Annotated in this window: 21 protein-coding genes and 1 pseudogene; 8 read left to right on the forward strand and 14 right to left on the reverse strand. The window is 64.6% G+C overall.

What is annotated here, in order from left to right; genetic code table 11:
• Positions 1 to 84: 84 nt before the first annotated feature.
• Positions 85 to 1434 carry an LLM class flavin-dependent oxidoreductase gene (locus tag FHS82_RS17380; RefSeq protein WP_166955188.1) on the forward strand — a complete coding sequence of 450 codons (1350 nt, stop codon included), beginning with the start codon at positions 85 to 87 and terminating at the stop codon, positions 1432 to 1434.
• A 29-nt stretch (positions 1435 to 1463) separates the two neighbouring features.
• Here FHS82_RS17380 and FHS82_RS17385 read toward each other — a convergent pair whose 3' ends face one another.
• The 7 genes from FHS82_RS17385 to FHS82_RS17415 form a co-directional block, all read right to left on the reverse strand.
• Complete coding sequence (locus FHS82_RS17385; protein WP_166955190.1) at positions 1464 to 3347, reverse strand: CopD family protein; 1884 nt, start codon at positions 3345 to 3347, stop codon at positions 1464 to 1466.
• Positions 3347 to 3751, reverse strand: a complete 405-nt coding sequence (locus FHS82_RS17390) for a copper resistance CopC family protein (RefSeq protein WP_166955192.1) — start codon at positions 3749 to 3751, stop codon at positions 3347 to 3349. The genes FHS82_RS17385 and FHS82_RS17390 overlap by 1 nt, the downstream gene beginning before the upstream one ends.
• 10 nt (positions 3752 to 3761) lie before the next feature.
• The gene (locus tag FHS82_RS17395) at positions 3762 to 4184 is read right to left on the reverse strand and encodes a copper resistance CopC family protein (RefSeq protein ID WP_166955194.1); all 423 of its coding nucleotides are present in this window, start codon (positions 4182 to 4184) and stop codon (positions 3762 to 3764) included.
• Positions 4178 to 5197 carry an ABC transporter permease gene (locus FHS82_RS17400; protein WP_166955196.1) on the reverse strand — a complete coding sequence of 340 codons (1020 nt, stop codon included), beginning with the start codon at positions 5195 to 5197 and terminating at the stop codon, positions 4178 to 4180. The genes FHS82_RS17395 and FHS82_RS17400 overlap by 7 nt, the downstream gene beginning before the upstream one ends.
• A gap of 88 nt (positions 5198 to 5285) precedes the next feature.
• Positions 5286 to 6308 carry an ABC transporter substrate-binding protein gene (locus FHS82_RS17405; RefSeq protein ID WP_166955198.1) on the reverse strand — a complete coding sequence of 341 codons (1023 nt, stop codon included), beginning with the start codon at positions 6306 to 6308 and terminating at the stop codon, positions 5286 to 5288.
• Between the two features lie 60 nt (positions 6309 to 6368).
• Positions 6369 to 7166 carry an ABC transporter ATP-binding protein gene (locus FHS82_RS17410; RefSeq protein WP_166955200.1) on the reverse strand — a complete coding sequence of 266 codons (798 nt, stop codon included), beginning with the start codon at positions 7164 to 7166 and terminating at the stop codon, positions 6369 to 6371.
• Complete coding sequence (locus FHS82_RS17415; RefSeq protein WP_166955202.1) at positions 7160 to 8161, reverse strand: ABC transporter permease; 1002 nt, start codon at positions 8159 to 8161, stop codon at positions 7160 to 7162. Before FHS82_RS17415 ends, FHS82_RS17410 begins: the two co-directional genes overlap by 7 nt.
• A gap of 494 nt (positions 8162 to 8655) precedes the next feature.
• Here FHS82_RS17415 and FHS82_RS17420 point away from each other — a divergent pair, with 494 nt between their 5' ends.
• The 7 genes and pseudogenes from FHS82_RS17420 to FHS82_RS17450 form a co-directional block, all read left to right on the forward strand.
• A complete protein-coding gene (locus FHS82_RS17420; RefSeq protein WP_166955204.1) occupies positions 8656 to 9906 on the forward strand; it encodes an acyl-CoA dehydrogenase family protein in 1251 nt (416 codons plus the stop codon).
• A 39-nt stretch (positions 9907 to 9945) separates the two neighbouring features.
• The gene (locus FHS82_RS17425; RefSeq protein WP_166955206.1) at positions 9946 to 11280 is read left to right on the forward strand and encodes an LLM class flavin-dependent oxidoreductase; all 1335 of its coding nucleotides are present in this window, start codon (positions 9946 to 9948) and stop codon (positions 11278 to 11280) included.
• A 111-nt stretch (positions 11281 to 11391) separates the two neighbouring features.
• Positions 11392 to 12246, forward strand: a complete 855-nt coding sequence (locus FHS82_RS17430; protein WP_166955208.1) for an NADPH-dependent oxidoreductase — start codon at positions 11392 to 11394, stop codon at positions 12244 to 12246.
• Between the two features lie 37 nt (positions 12247 to 12283).
• On the forward strand, positions 12284 to 13726 hold the full coding sequence (locus FHS82_RS17435; RefSeq protein WP_166955210.1) for an FAD/NAD(P)-binding protein: 1443 nt from the start codon (positions 12284 to 12286) through the stop codon (positions 13724 to 13726).
• 155 nt (positions 13727 to 13881) lie between these two features.
• A complete protein-coding gene (gene ssuD, locus FHS82_RS17440; protein ID WP_166955212.1) occupies positions 13882 to 15051 on the forward strand; it encodes an FMNH2-dependent alkanesulfonate monooxygenase in 1170 nt (389 codons plus the stop codon).
• Between the two features lie 406 nt (positions 15052 to 15457).
• Positions 15458 to 17044, forward strand: a complete 1587-nt coding sequence (locus FHS82_RS17445; RefSeq protein WP_166955214.1) for a ShET2/EspL2 family type III secretion system effector toxin — start codon at positions 15458 to 15460, stop codon at positions 17042 to 17044.
• Between the two features lie 264 nt (positions 17045 to 17308).
• A pseudogene (locus FHS82_RS17450) lies at positions 17309 to 17437 on the forward strand (recombinase family protein); the annotation flags it as partial.
• Here the strand turns inward: FHS82_RS17450 and FHS82_RS20940 are convergent.
• The 7 genes from FHS82_RS20940 to traA form a co-directional block, all read right to left on the reverse strand.
• Complete coding sequence (locus tag FHS82_RS20940; protein ID WP_343042611.1) at positions 17424 to 18473, reverse strand: recombinase family protein; 1050 nt, start codon at positions 18471 to 18473, stop codon at positions 17424 to 17426. The pseudogene FHS82_RS17450 and the gene FHS82_RS20940 overlap by 14 nt on opposite strands.
• 48 nt (positions 18474 to 18521) lie before the next feature.
• A complete protein-coding gene (locus FHS82_RS20945; RefSeq protein ID WP_208394309.1) occupies positions 18522 to 19055 on the reverse strand; it encodes a recombinase family protein in 534 nt (177 codons plus the stop codon).
• A gap of 33 nt (positions 19056 to 19088) precedes the next feature.
• Positions 19089 to 19454, reverse strand: coding sequence for a type II toxin-antitoxin system VapC family toxin (locus FHS82_RS17460; RefSeq protein WP_166955216.1), 366 nt, complete (start codon positions 19452 to 19454; stop codon positions 19089 to 19091).
• Positions 19448 to 19663, reverse strand: a complete 216-nt coding sequence (locus FHS82_RS17465) for a ribbon-helix-helix protein, CopG family (protein ID WP_166955218.1) — start codon at positions 19661 to 19663, stop codon at positions 19448 to 19450. The genes FHS82_RS17460 and FHS82_RS17465 overlap by 7 nt, the downstream gene beginning before the upstream one ends.
• Positions 19664 to 19758: 95 nt before the next feature.
• A complete protein-coding gene (locus FHS82_RS17470) occupies positions 19759 to 20004 on the reverse strand; it encodes a hypothetical protein (protein ID WP_166955220.1) in 246 nt (81 codons plus the stop codon).
• Entirely contained in the window at positions 19994 to 20221 is a 228-nt protein-coding gene (locus FHS82_RS17475; protein WP_166955222.1) for a helix-turn-helix transcriptional regulator, read from the reverse strand. The genes FHS82_RS17470 and FHS82_RS17475 overlap by 11 nt, the downstream gene beginning before the upstream one ends.
• Positions 20222 to 20352: 131 nt before the next feature.
• Positions 20353 to 23325: a Ti-type conjugative transfer relaxase TraA gene (gene traA / locus FHS82_RS17480; RefSeq protein WP_166955224.1), complete on the reverse strand. Its 2973-nt coding sequence runs from the start codon at positions 23323 to 23325 to the stop codon at positions 20353 to 20355.
• Positions 23326 to 23376: the final 51 nt, after the last annotated feature.

A 23376-nucleotide genomic window follows, 5' to 3' on the forward strand; every position in this document is an offset into this window, starting at 1 on the left:
TAAATTATATAAAAATTATATTGTGCGCAAGGAGCCGGCTGGCTAATGTTTTGCCTCGGGTCGATCAACCGCAGGGACACAGCCATGCCGACAGCCAGCAAACGGGAATTGCATCTTGGCCTGAACGTGCTCGCAGCCGGGATGCATCCGGCCGCTTGGCAGTTTCCGGGCACGGATCCGCTGGGCTACATCAAGCCGTCGCAGTGGCGCCACATCGCGGCGGTTGCCGAGAAGGGCACGCTCGATGCGATTTTTCTGGCCGACGGCACGAACGTTCCGCTCGGTCCCGACGGGCAGGTCGCCGGGCCGGTCAACTCCTTCGATCCCGTGGTGCTGCTGTCCGTGCTCGCGGGGCAGACGAGCCATGTCGGTCTCGTCGCGACCGTGTCCACCACGGTCGACAATCCTTTTGGTCTTGCCCGGCGCATCGCATCGCTCGACCATCTGAGCGGCGGGCGCGCGGCGTGGAACGTCGTCACGACCTGGGACGCGGCGACGACCGATAACTTCGGCGGCGAGCCGCACGCCGACCGCGAGCAGCGCTACGCGAAGGCGGTGGAATTCGTGGATGTCGTGCGTGCGCTCTGGGATAGCTGGGACGACGACGCCCTCGTCGCCGATCAGGCGGCGGCACAGTTCACCCGCCCGCATTCGGTCCGTCCCGTGAACCATCGCGGCCGGTTCTTCAGCGTCAAGGGCCCGCTCAACCTGCCGCGTGCGCCGCAGGGCCAGCCGGTGCTGTTTCAGGCCGGGGGATCGCCCGGCGGGCTCGATCTCGCGGCCCGTCACGCCGACGCGGTTTTCGCGTCGCTGGGGTCGCTCGACCACGCGCTCGAATTCACGCGCGACCTGCGGCGGCGCACGGCGGCCTATGGGCGCCCGGCCGATGCGATCAGGGTGATGCCGGGTCTGTCCTTCATACTCGGCGGCACGGAAGCCGAAGCGCGGGAGAGGGCGCGCGTGCTCAACGATCTGGCGGGCGATCGTCGGTTGGCGACCTTCGCGCGCCAGCTCGGAGTCGATGCGGGTGAGCTGGCGTGGGACAAGCCGCTGCCGCGCTCGCTGCTCGAAACGACCGAACTCTCGCCCCATTCGCAGGGCGCACGCGAGATCGCGCTCCGGCTGGCGCGCCGCGAGACGCTCACGGTCCGCGAACTTCTCGACCGGGTGCAATCCTGGCACCGGCTGGTCATCGGCAGCCCGGAACAGCTCGCGGATGCGATCGAGGAATGGTTCGCGGCGGGCGCCGTCGACGGTTTCAACCTCATGCCGGATGTCGAGCCCTCCGGCCTTGAGGACTTTGTCGAGCACGTCGTTCCCATCCTTCGCAACCGGGGGATATTTCGCCGCGAATATGCCGGCTCGACGCTGCGCGACCACCTCGGTCTCCAGCGTCCGTCCAGCCGCTTCGCGGAAAGCCGCGCCGCCGGGTAAGGCCCCGGCGCGGCAATGATTCCATCCGCTCAATGCCCGTGTCCGCCCGAGACGTCCGCCACGAGGGGTGCGCTGGCGATGTCGGCGATTTCGAGCCGCCATGTGTCGTCGTCGAGGACGTCGGAGGGCAGCACGCGCGTGCGTAGCCAGCCGTTGGCGTCGATATGGATCCGCGTGCCCGCCAACGCGCTTTCGTCGACGCCGCTGACGATGGCGAACGCGGTCCAGGCGTCGGGCGAGGACGTGTAGCAAATATCCCCGGCAAGTTCCCCGGTCGCGGGTTCGCGCTTCGAAAGCACGACGGTGGCCACGCCGATGTCCGGCGGCGGTTCTGGCAGGCGGGGAAGGCGGCCGTCCCCGCTCGCCACGATCTGCACGATGCGGCCCGACAGGTCCCGCAGCTGCCGCTTCCGCCCGTCGGCGCAGGTCAGCCCGAGCGCCGGCGCGGGGATCGGATAGCGCCAGCGCTCGCTGCCGTTCACGGCCGATCCCGCCACGCGCGCCCGGAAATAGTCGATCAGCAGCCAGCGCTCGCGCTCGCTCAGCCGTGCGATGGCGCCGTGCTCGAAGGGGCTGTGCCCGATCACGTCGAACACCCGCGTCAGCCACCCGAACAGGTCGCCGTCCGTGCGCGCCCACAGGTTGTAGGGCGTGAGGTCGGAGGGGTCGTCGACGGGCCGGAAGCAGGCGGCGGTGCAATAACGGTGCAGCAGTTCCTCGCCCCGGGCGATGGAGGCGGCCGTGAAGCGCGTTTCGGAGCGGTAGAAGCTCGTTTCCGTTGCGGGCCGGGCGAGGAGCCGCCAGTTGGGTGTCGGCAGCCAGGCGAATGTCAGGATAGCCGCGATCGGCCCCACAATCCGCAGCGGCCGCCAGAACAGCGATGCGACGCCCGCCGCCGCCACGCCGAGCAGCAGCAGGGCGCGCCAGATTTCCCGCCGCACGTGCGGCGCGGCGATATCCGTATAATCGGGCTGGAATGCGAACGGCCATACCGGCTGGATATGCGCTCCCGGAGGCAGCGTGGCGAGCCACACGCCCAGCGCCACGACCGCCAGTCCGACGAAAGTCTCCGTGGCGACGCTGATGATGAGCGGGCGCGGGCCGGTTCCCGCGCCCGCCACCGACGGCGTGAGTACGAAGCGGTTGAGCGCCGCGAAGGCGAGCAGCAGCGCAAGGCCGGCGATCTTCCATTGCGCAACGATGCCGTAGGCAGTGCCGAACCACCCGCCGACATGGCCCACCAGTTCGACGGATTGCACGGCGGCCGTGCCCGTCAGCAGGATGACGGCGGCGAGGCCCAGCCACGAGAAGCGGCGCGCGGTGTGTGCGGCGACATCCGGCCACGCGGCGAGCGTCAGCACCAGCGGCAGAAGCCCGCCGAGCCATGCACCGGCCGCGACGACGTGCAGCGCCACCGATGCAGGCAGCAGAAGCCCCTCGGTTGCCGCCGCGTGGCCGAGGTGCGCCTGCAGGCAGAGTGCCAGCCCGGCGATCAGTGTGCCCGCCGCCACGCGCCTGCGGCTGCCCAGCCCGCCTGCGACGAATGCCGCCGCGACGGCGAGCGCCGTGCGCAGGGCCAGTGCGCGCCCGAAGGAGGTGTCGAACGCCACGATGGCGACGAGATCGGCAAAGGAGCGCGAGGCATCGACCCGTCCGGTGCCCATCTCGGCTGCCTGAAGCGGCAGCCAGGCCAGCGCAGCCACGATCTTGACCGCGATCGTGATGCGCACGAGCCGCGCAATCCCCGCCCGCAGGGCATCGCTCTTTCCGGGCGGGGAGAGCGGTTGTGCAATGACGACCCAGAACAACAGCGTGCCGAACAGGGCGATAGATGCCGCAAGATCGACGCCGCGCGCCAGCCGCAGCGCCACCAGCGCCGGCCCCCAGTCCACTCCCGCGACACCGGCCCACATTATTGGCGCTTGACCTGGAAGGTGTAGCTGCCGCTCACTTTATGGTTGTAGATGCAGATGACCGACCAGGACACCGTATAGGTGCCGGGGGCGAGCGGCCCGAGGTTGACGCCGAGCTTCGTCGCATCGCCGCCGAAGGTTGCCGTGTCGTTGGCGTCGACCGCCGCGCCGGTACTGTCGGTCACGGTGATGCGTGACAGATCGGGCTGCACCTTGTCGGAAAAGGTCAGCACGACCTCGCCGGGCGCCGGCGCCACGGCTTCGTTGGCGACGGGCGCGGTGGCGATGGTGCGGACATGGGCAAGGGCCGGCGGGGAGAAGGTCAGCGCCGAGGCGAGGCTGAACGTCATCGGACCGACCCAGCGCGCGATCCGGGAGGAGGGAGTACGTGTGAATGTCGTCATGGCAACGATCTCAGGGCTTGATGGTGAAGCGGAACGATCCGTCCGTGCCGTGCGTGTCGACTGACGTCACGGACCATTTCACCGAATAGATGCCCGGCGCGAGGTCTCCGACGCTCACGGAAATCGTGCGCGGGTCGTCCTTCGAGACGCGCGTGTCGCCGCGATCCACCTGCTTGCCCGAAGCGTCCCGCACCTCGATGCGGGAAAGGCCGGCCTCTAGCTTTTCGGTGAGGGTGACGGTCACTTCCTTTGGCGAGATACGCACGGCGGAGTCCACCGCCGGAGAGGAGGCTTCGAGATGCGCATGCGCGAACGCCGTGCCGACGACGGCCGCGAACAGCGCGCTGGACAGCGCGACGGCGCGGAACCCGGCGGCAAGGTGCGCGGCGGCCCCGATGCGGGACGGGAGCCGGTTTCCGAAAGAATTCACCATTGAACTTCGCCTTTCTGCCAGATCAGCAACCTGTCCCGGAAGCGGAACAGCAACGTCGTGAGGGAGGAGAACAATACGGCCATCACCAGCAGACCGCCGAACAGATGACCGTAGGCCGCCCAGCCTTGCGCCCAGTCCAGATAGTAGCCGAGGCCCGACTTGACGCCGACCATCTCCGCCGCGACAAGCACCGAGATCGCGCTGCCGAGCCCCATGAACAGGCCGACGAAGACATGCGGCAGCGAGCCTGGAATGGCGATCTTCAGCAGCAGGAAGCGCTGCCGGGCGCCGAGCGTGCGTGCGACGTCGTAGTAGCTGCTGTCGACACTGGCGACGCCCGACCAGGTGAGCACCGAGACCGGGAACCACGTTGCCAGCGCAACGAGAAAGACGCTGGCGCTAAAGCTTGTCGGAAACAGGAACAGGGCAATCGGAATGAGGGAGGTGGCCGGAATGGGGCCGATGAGGCGCAGGACCGGATTCGTCCAGTAGCCCACCTTCCGCGTCCAGCCCGTCGCGAGCCCCGTCACGAATCCGGCTGCGGCACCGGCGGCAATGCCCGTGGACAGCAGCACGAGGGAGGCGGCCACGCTGTCTACCAGACGTTTCCAGTCTGTGACATAAGCGTCTATCACCCCTTGCGGCGGCGGAATGTAGGGCTGCGGCCAGAGGCCGATCTTCGCCGAGGCGATCTGCCAGATCGACAGCAGGACGGCGAGCCCGGCCAGGCGCGCGGCGTTGGTGCCGAACCAGCGTCCGACCTTGCCCAGCCGCGCATGCAACGCATAGCCCACAACCAGCAGCAGCGCCACGATCCACTGCGCGACCGCGAGGTCGGACGTGCGTGCGAATTCCTGAATGTTCGGCCAGAAGAGCGTCACGACGCCCGCGGCCGCCCATGCGCCGGCGGCGACGAGCAGAGTGCGCGGCGGGCGCAGCGCGGTGTCGTCGCCGTGCCCCGAAATGTCGAGGGAACCGATCGGCGTTCCTGAAAGTGCCGTATGATCGCTCACGTTCTCACCTGTCTGTACGTGGCGCGGGCGACCGCGCCGTTTCAAACGTCCCGGCGGCGGCAGGCCGCCGGAACCAGGCACGATCCCGTCAGCTCAGCACGTCGGCCGTGATGCGCCGCACGAACGCCTGCGGGTCCGTGCGGCGACGGACGATGCCGACCGTCTTGAGTTCGGTCGCGTAGGTTTCTAGCTGCGCGCGGAATGTGTCTCCCACCGGCAGGTTGACGGAGTGATTGTGGCTGCGGATGATCTCCGCGAGCGTATTGCGGTCGACGGGCGAGTAATTCGTGAACAGGTCGGCCGCTTCGTCGGGGTTTTCGTGCGTCCACTGCGCGGCCTCCAGCAGCGCGCGCGTCACCGCCGCCGCATCGCCGCGCCGTGCCTCGACGAACTCCTTGCTGATGCCGATGGCGCAGCAGGCGAGGTTCGCATATTGGCCGGTGTGCAGGCCGCCGATTTCTTTCAGGGTGCCGTTGCTGTTCTTGAGCACCAGATAGATGCCCGGATCGGCGTCGATGGCCGCCTGAATCTCGCCCTTCTTGATGGCCTCGCCGAGCAGGTCGACGGGATAGACCTTCCACTCGACTTCTGTCTGCGGGTCGATGCCGGCCTTGTAGAGCTGCACTGACAGGAACTGCTTGCCGGGGCTGTCGATGGAGCGCACACCGATTGCCCTGCCCTTCAGGGAGGCGTAGTCAGTCTCCTCCGAGCCAGAGCGCGCCAGCAGGCGAATGCAGCCGCCGTGTACCGAGCCGGTGAACTGCACGTTGACGCCCTGTTCCAGCGGCTTGATGTACTGGAGGATGAAGTTGACGAAGACATCGAGCTTGCCGGACGACACGGCCTCGATGCCGGAGGCGAAGTTCGAACCGAAGTTGACGAACTCGACGTTCGCGCCATGCTTCGTGAAGAAGCCCTTGTCACGGGCCACCGGGATCGAGATGAGGCAGATGCCGGTGCCGGTCCAGCCGAGCCTGATCGGCTCCGACGACTGGGCGAAGGACGGGACGGGCAGCAGGCCGCCCACGAACGGGGCACCCGCGGCCAGCGCCGTCGCGCCGAGAACGGCGCGGCGCGACAGCAACGGCGACTTGCTTGAGGAAGCGGACATTTTGGCAATCTCCTGTCGATGGATACGTTTGTTCGTTCACCTTAAAATCCGGCGGAAGTCTCACCAGCTCGCGGCAAGCCCCAGCAGCGCGAGGCTCTCGCGGCGCAGTTCGGCGAGGCGAGGGTCGCCGCGATGGCGCGGATAGGGCAGGTCGACCCTGAAATCGGCCTTGATGCGGGCCGGGCGCTCGCTGAAAATCACCACGCGGGTGGCGAGGAACAGCGCTTCCTCCACGTCGTGCGTGACGAGTATCGAGGTGAAACCCTTGGAGCGCCAAAGCGACACGATTTCCGACTGCATGGTGAGACGTGTCAGCGAGTCGAGCTTGCCGAGGGGCTCGTCGAGGATGAGGATCTCGGGGTCGTTGACCAGCGCGCGCGCGAGCGCTACCCTCTGCGCCATGCCGCCGGAAAGCTGGTGCGGATAGGCTTTGGCGAACTGCGACAGACCGACGAGATCGATCGTCGCATCGACGCGCTCCCGCTGCTGCTTCAGGGAGCCCTGCGCCTCCGGGCCGAGCGCGACATTGTTCCACACGGTGCGCCACGGAAACAGCGTCGGATCCTGGAACACCACGACGCGGGACGGATGCGGCCCGGTGATCGGCTGGCCGTTTTCCCGCAGCTGCCCGGCGCGTGGCGGCTCCAATCCGGCAATGAGGCGCAGCAGGGTCGACTTGCCGCAGCCCGACGGCCCAAGCAGGGCGACGAATTCGCCGGGCTCCACGTTCAGGCTCACGGAATCCAGCACCCGCAGCACAGACCCGTCGAGATCGAAGGCATGGCTGACGTTTTCGATATCGAGAGACGCGCCCGCCGAGGCGGCCGGTTGCTCGGGCCGCAATTCAACCGCTACCATTTCACAAGACCCTTCTGCCAGGAAAGAAGACGGTCGCGGATGCGGAACAGCAGCGTGATCGAGCCGGAGCAGAGCAGCGCCAGCAGGATCAGCGCCGCGTAGACGTTGGCATATGACGCCCACCCCTGCGACCACTGGATGTAGAAACCGATCCCGGCCTTGACACCGACAAGTTCGGCGACCATCAGCGCGGAAAACGCGGCGCCGAGCGCCATGAACAGGCCGATGAACACATTCGGCAGCGCCGCCGGGATCGCGACCTTGAAGATGAGGCCGAGCGGCTTCACGCCCAGCGTGCGTGCCACGTCGTAATAGGCGGTGTTGACGTTCGCGACGCCCGACCACGTGAGTACCGCCACCGGAAAGCCGGCCGCGAGCGCGATCAGGAAGATGCTGGCGCTCCAGCTCGACGGAAAGGCGAAGAACACGATCGGCAGCAGAGACGTCGCCGGCAGCGGCCCGATGAAACGCAACACCGGATGAACCCAGTAACCCGCCTTGTGGGACCAGCCGATGGACACGCCGACGAGAAAGCCCGCGATGGTGCCGATCACGAAGCCCACCGCGAGCAGCCGGAACGAGGCGAGGAAGTGCGATGCCAGCTCCTCGTATTCGAAGGTATAAACCTCCAGAATGCCCTGCGGCGGCGGGAAGAAGGGCTGCGGCAGCCAGCCGAGCTTGGCGGCGGCAAGCTGCCACAGCGTCAGCACGAGACCCAGTGCGATCAGCCACGGGCCGGCCCGCGTGACCCACGCGGCACCGCGCGGAAACCACCGGCCCGTCAGCCCGAGAACAATGAACGACAGCCCGAACACGCCGACGCCGATCGCGTAGTTCTGTGTCTCCAGCCAGTCGCCAAGATCGTCGAACGCAGCGGCCGCGACCGCCGCAAGCAGCCACGCCAGACCGGCGGCGATGCCTGTCAACGCCTCCGTCCGACCCGTCGCCACCGATAGGCCGGTATCGCCGGGATGCAACGCTGTCACATCGCTCATGATGTCTCCGTCATTCGTTCAGGGGCATTTCTCGCCGTCGACGCAAGGGCAAATGGCCGAGGCGGCTACCCGGCGTTTCCGCAGCGACGCGGCACGATATTCATTACATAAAATCTATAAGTCAAGAAGACTTTTAGATGTTTCGTATCACTGGCGCCGGAGCGTTGATGTCACGTAACCGATTGTCAGAAAAATCATTTTAAGCGCAGACAACGAGCGGCGGCACGCTGTCGCGCTAACGAGGTGTGAGTACCATAATACCAAAAAAATATAAATTCCATAATTTTTATTGACATATAAAATCCCGTTCGCTACCCCATTGGGAATGGCAGGGCCCGGATCTGCGCGGGGCGGACTATGTCTCAGGCCGCCCGTTCCTCCCGCCCTGTCCATCGGTGCTGCCGCGCCGGATGACCGCCGGCAGCAACGGCGGTCCGGATATCCGGCTGCTATCGGGCGTCCCGAATATTCTTGAGAATCCCGGAAGGACTTCCATGACCAATTTTCAGCAGGGCTGGGGTGCGGGGCCGAGCGCGCGCTACGATGAACTGGCGGCGCCGTTCAGACCCATTTTCGCGCGCATCCGCGAGAATGCGGTCGCGCGCGACCTTGAGCACCGGTTGCCGGAGGAGGAGCTGTCGTGGCTGCGCGCGGCGGGCTTCACCAAGCTGCGCCTGCCGCCGGAACTCGGCGGGCAGGGGGCTAGCCTGCCGGAACTCTTCGCCTTGCTGATCGAGCTTTCCGAAGCCGATCCCAACGTCACCAATTCGGTGCGCGCGCACTTCGGTTTCATCGAGGACGTCTTCAGCAGCGGCGACGAAGCCTGGCGCTCGCGGTGGCTGGAGCGTGTCGCGGCGGGGCAGACGGTTGGCAGCGGCCATTCCGAGATCGGTGCGACGGCCCTTGGCACGCAGTCCACGACGCTGCGGCGCGAAGGGGACGGGTGGATCATCGACGGCGAGAAGTATTACACTACGGGTTCGCTGTATGCGGACTGGGTGGGGGCGGCCGCTACCGACGAGGAGGGCGAGGTCCGTCTGGTGCTGGTGCCGACGACCGCGAAAGGGGTCACCATTCTTGATGACTGGGACGGTTTCGGCCAGTCGCTGACCGCCAGCGGCACGACACGCTTCGACAACGTCGCCCTCGATGCAGGTTCCGTCAAGCCGGGCGTGGATCGTTTCCCGTATGCAACCGGCTTCTACCAGCTGGTGCATCTTGCAACGCTCGCCGGCATCGCACGCGCCGCTTCCGTCGACGTTGCCCGTCATGTCTCCGGGCGCCAGCGCGTCTATGCGCGCGGCAACGGCTTTTCCGCCGCCGGCGATCCGCAGATCCTGCAGGTCGTGGGAAAGGTGCGCAACGCCGCCTACGCCGCCGCCGCCATCGCGCTCAAGGTGGCGGAAGCGCTGCAGCGCGCCCACGACGCCCAGTTCGACACGGAACTTGGCGAGGAAGCGCGCGCGCTGGCCTATGACCTTTCCGAACTGGAGGTCAACCAGTCGGTCTCGGTCGTGAGCGATCTCGTGCTCAATGCGACGACGGTTCTCTTCGACGCGCTCGGTGCATCCGCCGCCAAGCGCACCCATGGCCTCGACCGCCACTGGCGCAACGCGCGCACCATTTCCTCGCACAACCCGCGCATCTATCACGACCGCAATGCGGGGCAGTACGCCGTCACCGGCGTCATCGACCGGACGCGGCCGAGCGTGGGCATCCCGACGGAAGAGCAGAAGACGGCGTGAGCCCGCTCACGGAGTCACGAGGCGAAAGGACAGACGACCATGAGCCGTCGCGAACTGCATCTGAACATCAACATCCTGAATTCAGGCTTCTATGCCTCCGCATGGCGGGCGCCCGCGAGCGACCCGTCGGCGTTCGTCGACGTCAATCATTATGTCCGTAACGCACGCATCGCGGAGCGGGGCAAGTTCGACGCGGTCTTCCTCGCCGACACTCCCGTCTTCGCGGAGCGTCCGGAGTATCGCCCCTACCAGGCGCTGGAGCCGACGATCATCCTCGCCACGGTGGCTGCGCATACCCGGCACATCGGGCTCATCGGCACGGCCTCCACGTCCTTCAACGATCCCTACAACATCGCGCGCCGTTTCGCGACGCTCGATCTCGCCAGCAACGGCCGCGTGGGCTGGAACATCGTCACGACTGCCGATTCGGCGGCGGCGCGCAATTTCGGCCTCGACGGCGTCGTCGCCCATCGCGAACGATACGAGCGCGCCGCCGAATTTGCGGATGTGGTCGTCAAGCTATGGGATAGCTGGGAGGACGGCGCGCTGGTCGGCGACAAGGCCACCGGCCGCTTCGTCGATATCGGCCGCGTGCATCCGATCGACCACGAAGGCGCGCATTTCAAGGTACGCGGGCCCCTCAACGTGCCGCGCTCGCGACAGGGACGCCCGGTGCTGGTGCAGGCGGGTGGCTCCGGCGATGGTCGCGACCTCGCGGCGCGCCACGCCGAAGCCATCTTTTCCGTCGCCCGGACGCAGGAGGAGGGAATCGCCTTCGCCGCCGACGTCCGGGCGCGGGCCCGGAGCCTGGGGCGCACCGGCCCCATCGCGTTCCTGCCGGGCCTCAGCACGCTCATCGGCGCCACGGAGGAAGACGCGAGGCGGCGGGAGGAGGAACTCTGGGAACTGTTTCCCGTCGAATACGGCCTCGCGCGCATCGCCGGCCTGCTGCAGATCGATCCGGCGCGCCTGTCCTTCGATGCGCCTTTGCCGGACGACGTCGCTCCGCCGAAGGACGGCGGGCACACTTTCTCCGGCGCAACCATCGAACTCGCCCGGCGGGAGAAGCTGACCGTGCGGCAATTGCTGCACAGGCTCGGCACGGGCACCGGCCATCGGCTGCTGGTGGGCACGCCGGAGACGATAGCCGACGACATCGAGGCGTGGTTCCTCTCCGGTGCCGCAGACGGTTTCAACCTGATGCCGGACGTGCTGCCCGAGGGGCTGGAGGTTTTCGTCGATCACGTCGTGCCCCTGTTGCAACGCAAGGGCATTTTCCGTACCGAATATCGCGGCGAGACCCTGCGCGATCATCTCGGGCTGCCGCGTCCGGCAACCGGATGGGAAACCGCGAGCGAAGCGGTGGAAGCATGAGAATCATCGCGGCCGTTAATATTTCTATATAATATATAGAATATATATTGACTTGGCCGGATGGCACTTTCATGCTTGCAATGCATGCATCGGGATTTGGCGAGGTTTGACATGACGAGGGTTTCTTCTGCAGCGGTTGGGGATGAGGGCGGGAGCGGCGTGGCGTCGCTGCTCGCCGAACGTTACGGCGAGGCGCGTCCGGCCGACATCCTGTCGAACGCGGTGATCGGCCAGTTGCTGAACCACCGTTCCGTGCGCGCCTTCGTGCCCGACACGTTGCCGGAGAATGTCATCGAGACGCTCGTCGCCGCCGCGCAGTCGGCGTCGACCTCCTCCAACCTGCAGGTCTGGAGCGTCGTTGCGGTCGAGAACCCCGCGCACAAGGCGGAACTCGCAGCACTCGCCGGCGATCAGGATTTCATCCGCCAGGCGCCGCTGTTTCTGGTCTGGCTCGCGGACCTGTCGCGCGTGCGCGCGCTCGGTGAGGCTCATGAAGTGACGGTCGAGGGCACGGAATTCCTCGAATCCCTGGTACTCGGCGTCGTGGACGCGACGCTGGCAGCACAGAATGCCGTGGTGGCGCTCGAATCGCTGGGGCTGGGCTCGGTCTACGTCGGCGCGATCCGCAACCGGCCGCTTGAGGTGGCGGAAAGCCTCAAGCTGCCGCCTTACGTCTTCCCGGTATTCGGCCTCGCCATCGGCTATCCGGACCCGCAACGGCCCGCCTCCGTCAAGCCGAGGCTGCCGCAGGCGGCGGTGCTGCACCGCGAGACCTACGACGCCTCGCGTCAGCCGCAGGCGGTCGAGACCTACGACAGGGTGCTCGATGCATTCTGGAAGGGGCAGGCACAGGAACATCCGTCGTGGTCGCAGCATGTGCTGTCACGCCTCGGGCGGGCGCAGGCGCTCAAGGGGCGCGACCGGTTGCTCGCACTCGCCCGTGCGCTTGGCTTTCCGCTGCGCTGACGATCCGCGCCATCTTCACATTCCGCCGAGAAAGTCAATGTCGAGCCATCCGTATTCCCAGCGCGTCGTCATCATCGGAGGAGGGTTCGCGGGCGCCGCGACCGCGATCAAGCTCATCGACGCCGCCGCTGTTCCCCTTCGCCTGACCATCGTCGACCCGGCCGCCGACATCGGCCGCGGCATCGCCTACAGCACGCCCGACCCCGACCATGTCGTCAACGGTGTCGCCCAGTTGTTCGGCCTGTTCCCGGAGGATCCGGACCATCTGGTGCGCTGGCTCGCGGAGCGGGCGGCGCGGGGCGGCTGGCAGGCGCCCGACGGCAATTTCCCGAAAAGTTCGCCGCCGCGCTGGCTCTATGGCGACTATGTCAACGACACGTTCCGCCAGGCCGTGGCGCGCGGCGAGGGTAGGGTGGCGTTCGAGCATGTCCGTGAGCGCGCGGTCGATCTTGACGCAGGGGCGGACGGCGTGTCCGTCCGGCTGGCGTCGGGCAGGCAACTCCCGGCGGACAGGGTAATCCTCGCCACGGGGCTCTATCCGCGCCGCAGCCCGGTGACGGCGCCCGAGGGTGTCCGCGCGGAGCAGTATTATGTCGACGACCTGTGGAAGGACGGCATCGACCCGTCCATTTTCCGCAAGCGTCACGTGCTGCTGCTCGGGTCGAGCCTGACCATGCTCGATTCGCTGATCACGCTGGAAAAGGGCGGTTTTCGCGGCCACTACACCATCGTGTCGCGCCGTGGCCTGATCGTCCAGCCCCGGCGCGACGTGACGCCGCTGGAGAATGGGCTTGCGGACGTTGCCGTGCCGGCGACGGCACTTGGCGCCCTGCGCATCGCCCAGCGCCTGCGCCGCGCCATCGCCGCGCAAGGCGACGACTGGCAGCGGCTGGCGCCGACGCTGCGGGCGCATCTGCCGGTGTTCTGGACCGGGCTGAGCACGCGCGAGCGACTGCGCTTCGTCCGGCATCTGCGCAGCTACTGGGATATCTCCCTGCACCGCGCCGCCGCCGCTTCCCATGCCTTCCTCGCGCGGGTGGAGGCGCAGGGGCGCGTCACACGGCTCGGCGCGCGGGTCCTCGGTCTCGAAATCCGCCCCGGCGGAGGGGTGGCGGTTTCGCTGCGGCGCCGCGGCGAGCGGGAGCCCGCGACGCTGCATGCCGACGCGGTGATCAATAGCGCCGGGCATGAGTTCGACTGGACGCGCATCGACGATCCGCTGGTCGCCAGCCTTCTGGCGAAAGGATTCGTGCGTCCGCACGCCACGCGCTACGGCATCGATGCCGATCCGGAGACGCTCTCCGCCATCGGGCGCGACGGTGTACCGTCATCGGTGTTGTCCGCTGTCGGCCATCCGCTGCGCGGGGTCTCGTGGGAATCGAGCGCCATCCGTGAGCAGCTTGAGGAGGCCATCCAGCTCTCGCGGGTGCTTTTCGCCGCCCGTCCCGAAGAGACGCAGCGTCGTGCGGCAGCCGGCTGAGCCCGGTTCGCCGTCTGGCCGCAGCGTGTCTCCAGCCGGCCGAAGCATGGATTCCCAAGCCCCATGGCGACCGGGTATTCTTGTGGGCGCGAATATTCATAATAATATATTCTCTATATACTATATTATATTCAACCAATGAACGGAGAATCCCGATGAGTACCACGTCGTCTTCCGCCGCCCCGCTGAATTTCTTCTGGTTCATTCCCACCCACGGCGACGGCCGTTATCTGGGGTCGGAGCAGTACAGCCGGCGGCCGGAGTTCGGCTACTTCAAGCAGGTCGCCATTGCGGTCGACCAGCTCGGCTTCAACGGGGTGCTGCTGCCCACCGGCCAGAGCTGCGAGGATTCCTGGATAACCGCGGCGGGCCTCGCCACGGTGACGGAGAGGCTGAAGTTCCTTGTCGCGTTGCGCCCTGGCGTTACCTCGCCTGCTTTCGCCGCGCGTCAGACCGTGGCGCTCGACCGGCTGAGCGGCGGCAGGCTGCTGCTCAATGTCGTGGTGGGCGGCAACCCTGTCGAGCTTGCCGGCGATGGCATCCACCTTGGCCATGACGAGCGCTACCGGCAGGGGCGCGAATTTCTCGACATCTGGACGCGCCTTGTTACCGGCGAAACCGTGAATTTCGACGGCGAATACTACAAGGTCGCGGGTGCGCGCATCGATTTTCCGCCCGCCCAGTCGCCGCGCCCGCCGCTCTATTTCGGCGGCTCGTCCGAAGCGGGGCAGGAGCTGGCCGCATCTTCGACCGATCTTTACCTGACATGGGGCGAGCCCGTGGCGCAGGTGGCGGAAAAGCTCGATTCCGTGCGCCGTAAGGCTGCCGCGAAGGGGCGCAATATCCGTTTCGGCTTGCGCATCCATTTCATCGTCCGCGAGACGGAAGAGGAAGCCTGGCGCGCGGCGGACCGGCTGATCAGCAACATCACCGACGAGCAGATCGAGCGTACCTACCGGCGCTTTGTGGAAGAGATGGATTCGGAAGGACAGCGCCGGCAGGCCGCCCTGCACGGCGGGCGGCGCGACCGGCTCGTTGTCGCGCCCAACCTGTGGGCGGGCGTCGGCCTCGTGCGCACGGGCGTGGGCACGGCGCTTGTCGGCACGCCGGACCAGATCGCGGAGCGGCTGCGGGAATATCAGGCGGTCGGTATCGATACGATCGTCGGGTCCGGCTATCCGCATCTTGAGGAAGCCTACCGGGTGGCCGAACTCCTGTTTCCGCAGCTCGGCATCGCGGCGGACAGGCAGGGCTTGCGGGCCGGCGTCGCCAACGAATTCGCGGTGGGCCAATACGGCGGCTCGAAGACTGCCATCCCGGCATGAAACGGGCCGTCTACCCCCTGCAAGAGACGACGACGGGCCCTCCTCTCGCCATTTCTGCGTTTCAACGAAACGCAGAAATGGCCCAGGATCATGATCGATCATCCAGTTGCAAGAATTATACATAGAACATTTGAAATATTTGTATTTCTAGAAAAACCACGGGAGCGCTTGCCACATGGATATCCGTCTTTTATAACTATGATACGGTTAAAAATTTTCCGTATTGTTCTGATGTATATAGATTAATTATTATTTTAATTTCGGGAAGAATATGAAAGATACACAATATAAAAGGTTCCATTCGGGGGATTTTAGAGGTTATAACTTGTGCGAAAGGGGAGGTAGTCAAGATTTGAAGGGTACACTGTCGGCGCCGTCTGGATGGAGAGCACGGACGCCCAATACAATGGCGGTGCGCAATGCGACCGCGACCAATCAGACGCTTCTTTCACAGCGCAAGGTCCAGGTCTCCGAGCACGCTCACGTGCGTATTCTTGACGATGCAAGGCTTTCGCCAGGCGGTGTGGATCAACCGAAACATGACAAGCGCCTTCCCTATTATTCGGAGCGCTACGTCGCGGCTCCCGGCAAGTTTAATGGAAAGGCTTATTTTGACGGCGGGTCCAGCGAGAAGGACCGCATCGTATGCCGCCATCTGGCCACACGGTTCATTTCGGAAGCGCGCACCGCCGCCAAGCTGTTGCCGCATCAGCTCTTTGGAAGCAAGGAACTTATAGCCAGAAACGTCAGACGCGACATCGAAGCCGAATACGAGAGAATGACGGAGAAGGCGTCCGAAAAGCATATTGTCAGTAATGATAGATTCGGACTCCACCTTTCGAGCTTTTTCCGCAGCATGCAGTCAGGCGAGAAGAAGCATTTTCTGGTTCTTTCCGACGATCACGTCATGGCGCTCGAACTGCACAGGAAGCCCGGCAAGGCCGGAGAGCGTGACGGGTATGTCGTGCGATTTTTCGACCCCAACAGGACGGATGTCAAAGTTCGCTGCCAGCTTGATAATCCGGCCGGTTTCGAAAGCACTCAATATGCACTGCGTCATTTTCTCGGTGACAGTTACTATAAGGCTTATTTCCGTGCCAATGAGAAGGAAGTAATTCTGTTCGATTGCATGGATACAACGGGGATGCAACAGCCCAGGTTTGTGACGGTTGAAGCGGAGTCGAAGCACGGCGTTTCCGAAATGCTGCTTCATCAACTGCTCAGATATGGTGGCGATCAGGCAGCCTTCGATACCGTCCGGCAGAGAATGGAAGCCATTTCCGACGCCGCAGAGCGTCACCGCCTGCTGGAGGCCAAGGATGCAGATGGTGTCCCGGGGCTCTACATGGCGTTACAAAATAATCGGGCTATCGCGATCGATGCCTTCGGAGCACTGCTGAAGGCGCTCGACTCCACGCCGAAAGAGCGCAAGGCTTTTCTGCCCGGTTTGTTGGCGGCCAGGCGGGCGGACGGTGTACCGGGACTCAATGTAGCTTTGCAGTGCAATCAGGCTGCTGCGATTACTGCCTTCGGCGCGTTGCTGAAGTCGCTCGATTTAAAGCCTGAAGAGCGCGCCGCCATTCTACCTGACCTCCTGAAAGCCGGGTGTCCGAGAGAGAATGTTCCGGGACTTCACAAGGCATTGCAATATAATCAGGTTGCGGCGATTGATGCCTTCGGGGGATTGCTGAGAGGGCTCAATCTGACCGAGAAAGAGCGGGATGCTTTTCTTCTAGAACTGCTGGAATCCAAGGATATATACAGTGTCCCGGGTCCCTGCACCGCATTTTACAATAACAAAGCCCCTGCGCTCGAAGCCTATGGGGCGTTGCTGAACATGCTGTCCTCCGCTCAGGCTAGCGCGATGCTGGATACGCTGCGAGCCGGGCGCCTGATTTGCGAGATAGTACACAAGGCGGATGAAAGAACGAAAGATGCTTATTGCAAGCTGGAGAGACAGCTCCAGCTTCAGGCGGAAAAACAGCCAGCCTGAAGCCGTCAAGTAACGGATGAATCGGTCGGCGCATTCCAATGTCGACCGAATTTCAAGGAATTGCAAATAAATTTTTATTATATCATAGGATATTTGTATATTATTACTGATTTAATGAATAATTTATTATTTTTATCTGTGCTAAAATATAAATATAATTAGGAGAGTAAGTGAGAGATATACATGTAAATTTCTGTTGTTCAGGCGATAGTCGAGGCTATTACTTGCGTGACGACGCGGGCGGTCAGACTTCTAAACATGCTGCCCGCGCCGTTCGATATTGTCGTGGTGCATTCGTTCAGCCGTTTCTTCCGCGATCACTTCGAGCTGGAGTTCTACGTTCGCAAGCTGGCGAAGAACGGCGTGCGCCTCGTCTCCATTATGCAGGAGATGCAACTGGCGGCATAATACGGACGGTCTGCTTGGTCTTGTGGTCTGTAGCGAAGGCGAGGATGCCCATGAGTTCGCCGCGTAGCTCCGCATGGACCTTGCCGCGCTTAGGGGCGGTGGTCAGCACGATCTCGCCGATGAGCGGGCGCAGCGCCTCGGCCGCCTGCCTGCCGCCATCGGGATCGTGCAGCGCTTCGGTGAACCGCTCCACGTTGCGGCGATAAATCTCGGCGATGTTGGGATGCACGTCCGGGATCGCGGCGGGGGCTTTCGCCATACGGGCGATGATCTCGGCTTTCTCCCGCTCAAGCTCGGCCATCCGCGCCTTCATCGACGGCTGATAAAAACCATCCTCGATAGCCGCCATGATGCCGGCAATGGCGCGCTCGATCTTCTGGAGCGCCTTCTGATCCGCGTCCGCCTGCGCGCGGCGGTCACGGTTCAGCCGGTTGGTTTCCTTGGCATAGGCACGCACGGCTTCCGCGGCGGCCTCGGACGACACAAGCCGGTCGCGCAATCCCGCCAGCACGCGCGCCTCGATCACGTCGCGGCGGATGGTGCGGCCATTGTCGCAGATGCCCTTGCGCAGATGATTGCGGCAGGCATAGCGGTCGGTCATCACCATGCTGATCCGGCCGCCGCAGCAGCCGCAGGTGAGCAGGCCGGAAAGCAGGGTGACAGGCCGGTTGGTCAGATGCAGCCGCTTGGCGCGTTCCTCGCGGCTACCGGCGACATTTGGAATGTAAAGAGCGGAGATGCCGCGCTGGCGCTCGCGCACCGCCTGCCAGAGCGCATCGTCAACGATCCGCAGATGCGGAACCTCGGTCCTGATCCATTCGCTTTCCGGGTTCACGCGCGATATGCGCGTGCCGGTCTCCGGGTTCTTGATGAACCGCTGCCGGTTCCATGCCAGAACTCCGGCATAAAGCTCGTTGTTGAGGATGCCGGTGCCTGCGACGGGATTGCCCCGGATCATTGCGTCGATCCACGGGCGTCTCTTGGGACCGGGGACGCCCTCGCGGTTCAACTGGAACGCGATCTCCTTGGGGGCTTCGGCCGCTGGCGTATTCGCGAAAGATGCGCCGCACTACCTCGGCCTCGTCCTCGATAATCGCCCGCTCGCCCCGGATCGGCTCGCCGCTGGCGTCGAGCTGGTGGACGACGCGATAGCCGTAGGCGGGGCTTGGCCGCTGCCCGCCTTTCCCGCCTCCACGCGCCCGCGATGGGTCTTGATGGCGAGGTCTTTGATGAACAGGGCGTTCATCGTGCCTTTCAGGCCGACATGAAGCTCGTTGATCTCGCCTTCGGAGAGGGTGACGATGGAGACGCCTGCGAAGCGCAGGCGCTTGAACACGGCCGCCACGTCCTCCTGATCGCGACTGATGCGGTCCAGCGCCTCGGACAGCACCATGTTGAAGCGGCCCGCCTGCGCGTCGGCCAGAAGCGACCGAATGCCAGCCCGGAACATGGACGATCCCGAGATGGCGCGGTCGGAATAGGTGTCCACCACGGTCCAGCCCTCGCGCGCCGCTCGCTCGCGGCATTGGCGCAACTGATCCTCGATAGAGGCGTCACGCTGGTTCTCGGAGGAATAGCGGGCGTAAAGGGCGATGCGGAGCATGGGGTATTCCTTTCGTTCGGGCCGGGGCGCTTGCTAAAGGGCGTAGGGTTCGCGCACCCCCGGATCGTCGGGTGGAAAATCTTTGGTGTTGCGGGTCACGAGCAGGCGTCCGGCGGTCTGCGCCGTCGCCCAGATCACCGCATCGGGCAGCTTGATACGATGCGCGCGCCGCAACTCCACCGCCCGGCTGGCGATCTCGTCGTCCAGCGCGACGACCTTGAAGCCTTCGAGAAAAAGCCGCGTCGGCTCGACCAGATCGGCGCTCGCCCCGACCATCACCTCCATCCATGTGATGATGCTGATGGCGCGGCTCTCGAAGCGCTCGATTTCCGCGCGAGCCTCGGGGACGGCGTTCAGATGGTCGATGAGAATGTTGGTATCGAACAGCGCGCCTACCATTCGCTGCGCGCCTTTTCCTGATAAGCCAGACCATCGACCTTGCGCTTGCCCCAAAGGCCGAAGCCATCCTCGACCTGTTCGCGGTGATGGCGGTTGAGATAATCGTCTATCGCCGCCCGGATCAGGGCCGCACGAGACTGGCGCACTCGCTTTGCAAGGTGGTCAAGGGCTTCAATCTGGGCGTCGTTCATATCGACAAGGGCTCGCATCGCATCCTCCATTGATATGGAATATGCATATCATATAATGTGGTGCAATGGAAGGTAAAAGACGCCTCGGCGCATGTATCGTCGCGGCGATCCGTTCATTCCTCGTCGGACCCGTCCTCCGTGGCTCCGGTGTTCGGTGGCGCGTTGTCATTCGCTGCTCGCATGGCCTTCTCGAAGTCCTCGCGCGCCATCTTCCTGCCGATCAGGCGGGCGATGGATAGCACCACCGCATCCAGCCGCTCGACCGCATCGGCCACGTTCCCGGCCTCCTGTCCATCGGGCGGGCGATTGTCGTTCGCCGGCTTCTGCTTCCCGCCCTTGTCGCCGCGATCAATAGTCATCAAGGAAATCGAACTCGTTGCGCGAGCGTTGCCGCCACCCTGCGGGATCGGCGACCCAACGGTTGATGTCGGATTCATGCCATCCCGCGCCGGTGGTGCTGATTTTGAGTTGGGCCGGGAACGTGCCTTCGGCAATCTTGCGATAGATGGTGGACCGCGACAGGCCGGTGCGGTCGCGGACGGTGTTCATGCGGATGATACGGTCTGGTTGGCGCATGGGCCGCGCTGCCTCCTGCTGGCTGTTTGTGATTGCTGTTGAGCCAGTCAGAGGAAGCAATTGCCGTTTCACAAGAGAGATTTAGGCGCGGTAGGGCGACCGCGTATGTATCGGCGGTAAATAGGACGGGTCTACAATCCGAGACCCCGGCCTACGCCGAGGTCGATGCCGTGGTTGAAGGCGAGTTGCTGGCCGAGGCTACGGCCTGATTCGATCCCGATGCCGAGGTCTTTCTTGCGGCCCGCGAGGATGGATTCCACTTGCGGATCGCGTTCGAGGCTTTTCGCGATATTGCCCATCTCGGCCCGTGTGGCCTTATAGCCGGACATATCGCCAGCCTGATACTGGCGTTGGCTGGAATGGTCGAGCTTCTGCCAGCGCTCTACGAAGCGATCCGCGCGGCGCTGCGGATCGGTGTGCATTTCGGTTTCCGCTTGCAGGGCGCGTCTGGCGGGCGCGGCGCGATTCGGATCGCCCGAGGCGGCATCTGCCGCCAATTCGGGGTTTCGCTTGTAGACCGCCTCGGCATCGCGCGCACCATCCGGCCGCAATGCGTTGAATTCCGAGCGGGCTTCATGCAGTTCCCGCACCTGCTCGTGACTGGCGGCGTTGCCCTGTTCCTGCGCCTTGAAGATCGCATCCACGGCGCGGGCATGGCGGACGAAGGCGCGGCCACGGGCGCGGCGCAACGCTGCCTCCGGGTCTTCCCCGGTCTGCTGTTCCACCGCCTGTTTCCCGGCCCTTTCCGGCCCTGCACCGACTGCGGGGCCAGGTGCGCCGTCGCCGGGCTGGCGCAATCCGTCGAGCATACCGTCAACAGCATCGCGCAGCCGTTCCGGCATCAGCTTGCGCATGATCTCGGCGACACGCTTACGGAAGGTGATGCCGCGCCGCTCGGCGTAGCCCTGCGCCGGCTCGTAATCCGTCGCCATGTCCTTGGCCCGGTCGCGCGACAGGGTGTTGATGAACTTGTCGTGACTGGCGAAGTCGTCGCGTCCACAATGCAGGTCCATGCCGCCGCGGTGCCGGGACAGGGCGACATAGCTGCCGTGGGCGTCCATGCCGGGCGTTGCCAGAACATGAGTGCGGTCCACCGTCATGCCCTGCGCCTTATGGATGGTCGCGGCATAGCCGTGGTCGATGCGGTCGTAGTCCTTGAGGTCGAACGAGACGGAGCGGCCATCGTCGGTCTGCACCGTCATTCTCTGCGCGCTGACCTGTTCGATGGTCCCGAGCGTGCCGTTCTTGACGCCAAGCCCACACTCGTTTTGCAGGAACATGACCCGATCCCCGGCGGCGAAACTGCGTTCTCCGCGCTCGACGGTGACACGCACATCCTCGCCCAGATCGCCAGCCTCCCGCATCCGGTCGCGGGCTGCTTCGTTGAGCTCCCGCACCTCTGCATTGGTGTGGGTGAGGATGATGTGACTGCTGTCCGGTGACGCCTGCCGTTCCCTGTCCCAGCGGTCTATCAGGTCGCCGCGCGCCTGCTCGCGCGTTTCGGCGGAATGCACCATGCCATGACGGTCATAGGCGCTGATGGCATCGCCGGTCCTGCCGGTCGCCAGATCGCGGGTGGCGTCACGCTGCCAATCCTCGCGCTGATGGCGAACCTCATGGATTTCGATACCGCCATGACGGTCATGGATCGAGCGGAACGCCGCACCTGCCTCGATGGATTGAAGCTGCTGCGGATCGCCGACCAGCACGACCTTCGCGCCAGCTTCCGCTGCATGGGACAGCACGCGCTCCATCTGCCGTGTGCCAACCATGCCCGCCTCGTCGATGACAAGCACATCGCACGAAGTCAGCATGTCGCGGCCATTCTGCCAACCGTGTTCCATGCTGGCGATGGTGCGGGAGGCAATGCCCGATCCGTTTTCCAGATTCTCGGCCGCAATACCGGACAGGGCAACGCCACGAACTTCGTAGCCCGCCGCTTCCCAAGCCTCCCGCGCCACGCCAAGCATGGCGCTCTTTCCCGTCCCGGCATAACCGACGACAATGCCGAGGTCTCGCCCGTCCGTGACATGCGCCAGCGCGTCGGCCTGCTCGCCGGAAAGCACAAGGCCGCGCTGTTCGGCGCAGGCAAGGGCGGCTTCCCTGTCGCGGTCGCTGACTTCGTGACGTTCCTTCTCGGCCATGAGTTCGGCGGCGCGGTGAAGGCGCTGTTCGGCCTCGATCATCTCCCGCGTGGTGAAGCGATCTTCTCCCCGGTCGTCCTGACCCAATTCGACCAGATCAGGCGAATTGCCTATGGCGTTGACAACCTCGTTGAACTGGTCGATGCCGTCGCTATGGCGATGCGCGAACTTCGCCATGTGGCGGCGGGTGAAGGTCGATTGCTGTTGCGTGATCGCGTCCAGCGCAACGGAAGGATCGGCGATGATCCTGTCGCCATTGTTGAGAGCGATCTCGCGGTGCATGTCCGCGCGGTCGGCGGCCTCGATCCCTTCACCCTCTATCCGCTGCGCGGGTGCGCCGATCTGGCGTTGCGGCTCAAGCCCGATGCCCTGCGCCTCAAGGCTGCGATGGTCGATCCGCACGTCTATGTCGAGTTCGGCCAGCCGCTCGTTGACATGTTCGGCCCAGCGTTCGCGCCAACGCTCTACCATCTCCGTGCGGTTCCAGTCCCGCACCTTCGGGCCGAAACCGTTCTCGTCCACGCTGCGCATGGTGAGCATGACATGAGCATGGGGTTTCGGCAGCCCGTCCTCGCCGATGTCCCAATGCACATTCAGATCGGCGATCACGCCCTGATCGACAAATTCCGCCTGCGCGAAGCCGCAGGCAAGCTCGATGCCTTGCGCCTGCGTCATCTCACGGGGAATGGCGAACTTCACCTCGCGGGCAAGCTGGGCGTCCTTGCGCACCTCGAATGCCTCCACATCGTTCCAGAGCCGTTCGCGGTCGCCAAGGTGTTCGGGCGCATTGTCGGGAAGCAGCACTTCCGAATGGACGACGCCGCGCTTGTTGGAAAAATCCTGCACGCGGTCGATGCGCTCGTCGCGCATCCGCGAGGCCGAGCGGTAGGCGGCGGACGCCACCGCACTGCTTCCGGCCTTGCGGCCAATGACCTTGACGTGAAGATGATAGATCGCCATCGCGATCAAGCATTGGCACGCTCAAGCGCACGTCGGAACGACGTATAAGCG

The organism is Pseudochelatococcus lubricantis (assembly GCF_011762225.1).
Lineage (GTDB): Bacteria > Pseudomonadota > Alphaproteobacteria > Rhizobiales > Beijerinckiaceae > Pseudochelatococcus > Pseudochelatococcus lubricantis.

Bases quoted from the DNA above. Each gene is read 5' to 3' on its own strand.
- FHS82_RS17465 (WP_166955218.1), bottom strand. From the start codon at position 19,663: ATGCGAGCCCTTGTCGATATGAACGACGCCCAGATTGAAGCCCTTGAC.
- FHS82_RS17445 (WP_166955214.1), top strand. From the start codon at position 15,458: ATGGCGGTGCGCAATGCGACCGCGACCAATCAGACGCTTCTTTCACAG.
- FHS82_RS17470 (WP_166955220.1), bottom strand. From the start codon at position 20,004: ATGACTATTGATCGCGGCGACAAGGGCGGGAAGCAGAAGCCGGCGAAC.
- FHS82_RS17410 (WP_166955200.1), bottom strand. From the start codon at position 7,166: ATGGTAGCGGTTGAATTGCGGCCCGAGCAACCGGCCGCCTCGGCGGGC.
- FHS82_RS17395 (WP_166955194.1), bottom strand. From the start codon at position 4,184: ATGGTGAATTCTTTCGGAAACCGGCTCCCGTCCCGCATCGGGGCCGCC.
- FHS82_RS17425 (WP_166955206.1), top strand. From the start codon at position 9,946: ATGAGCCGTCGCGAACTGCATCTGAACATCAACATCCTGAATTCAGGC.
- FHS82_RS17475 (WP_166955222.1), bottom strand. From the start codon at position 20,221: ATGCGCCAACCAGACCGTATCATCCGCATGAACACCGTCCGCGACCGC.
- FHS82_RS17435 (WP_166955210.1), top strand. From the start codon at position 12,284: ATGTCGAGCCATCCGTATTCCCAGCGCGTCGTCATCATCGGAGGAGGG.
- FHS82_RS17380 (WP_166955188.1), top strand. From the start codon at position 85: ATGCCGACAGCCAGCAAACGGGAATTGCATCTTGGCCTGAACGTGCTC.
- ssuD (WP_166955212.1), top strand. From the start codon at position 13,882: ATGAGTACCACGTCGTCTTCCGCCGCCCCGCTGAATTTCTTCTGGTTC.
- traA (WP_166955224.1), bottom strand. From the start codon at position 23,325: ATGGCGATCTATCATCTTCACGTCAAGGTCATTGGCCGCAAGGCCGGA.
- FHS82_RS17420 (WP_166955204.1), top strand. From the start codon at position 8,656: ATGACCAATTTTCAGCAGGGCTGGGGTGCGGGGCCGAGCGCGCGCTAC.
- FHS82_RS17430 (WP_166955208.1), top strand. From the start codon at position 11,392: ATGACGAGGGTTTCTTCTGCAGCGGTTGGGGATGAGGGCGGGAGCGGC.
- FHS82_RS17385 (WP_166955190.1), bottom strand. From the start codon at position 3,347: ATGTGGGCCGGTGTCGCGGGAGTGGACTGGGGGCCGGCGCTGGTGGCG.
- FHS82_RS17460 (WP_166955216.1), bottom strand. From the start codon at position 19,454: ATGGTAGGCGCGCTGTTCGATACCAACATTCTCATCGACCATCTGAAC.
- FHS82_RS20945 (WP_208394309.1), bottom strand. From the start codon at position 19,055: ATGCTCCGCATCGCCCTTTACGCCCGCTATTCCTCCGAGAACCAGCGT.
- FHS82_RS17415 (WP_166955202.1), bottom strand. From the start codon at position 8,161: ATGAGCGATGTGACAGCGTTGCATCCCGGCGATACCGGCCTATCGGTG.
- FHS82_RS17405 (WP_166955198.1), bottom strand. From the start codon at position 6,308: ATGTCCGCTTCCTCAAGCAAGTCGCCGTTGCTGTCGCGCCGCGCCGTT.
- FHS82_RS17390 (WP_166955192.1), bottom strand. From the start codon at position 3,751: ATGACGACATTCACACGTACTCCCTCCTCCCGGATCGCGCGCTGGGTC.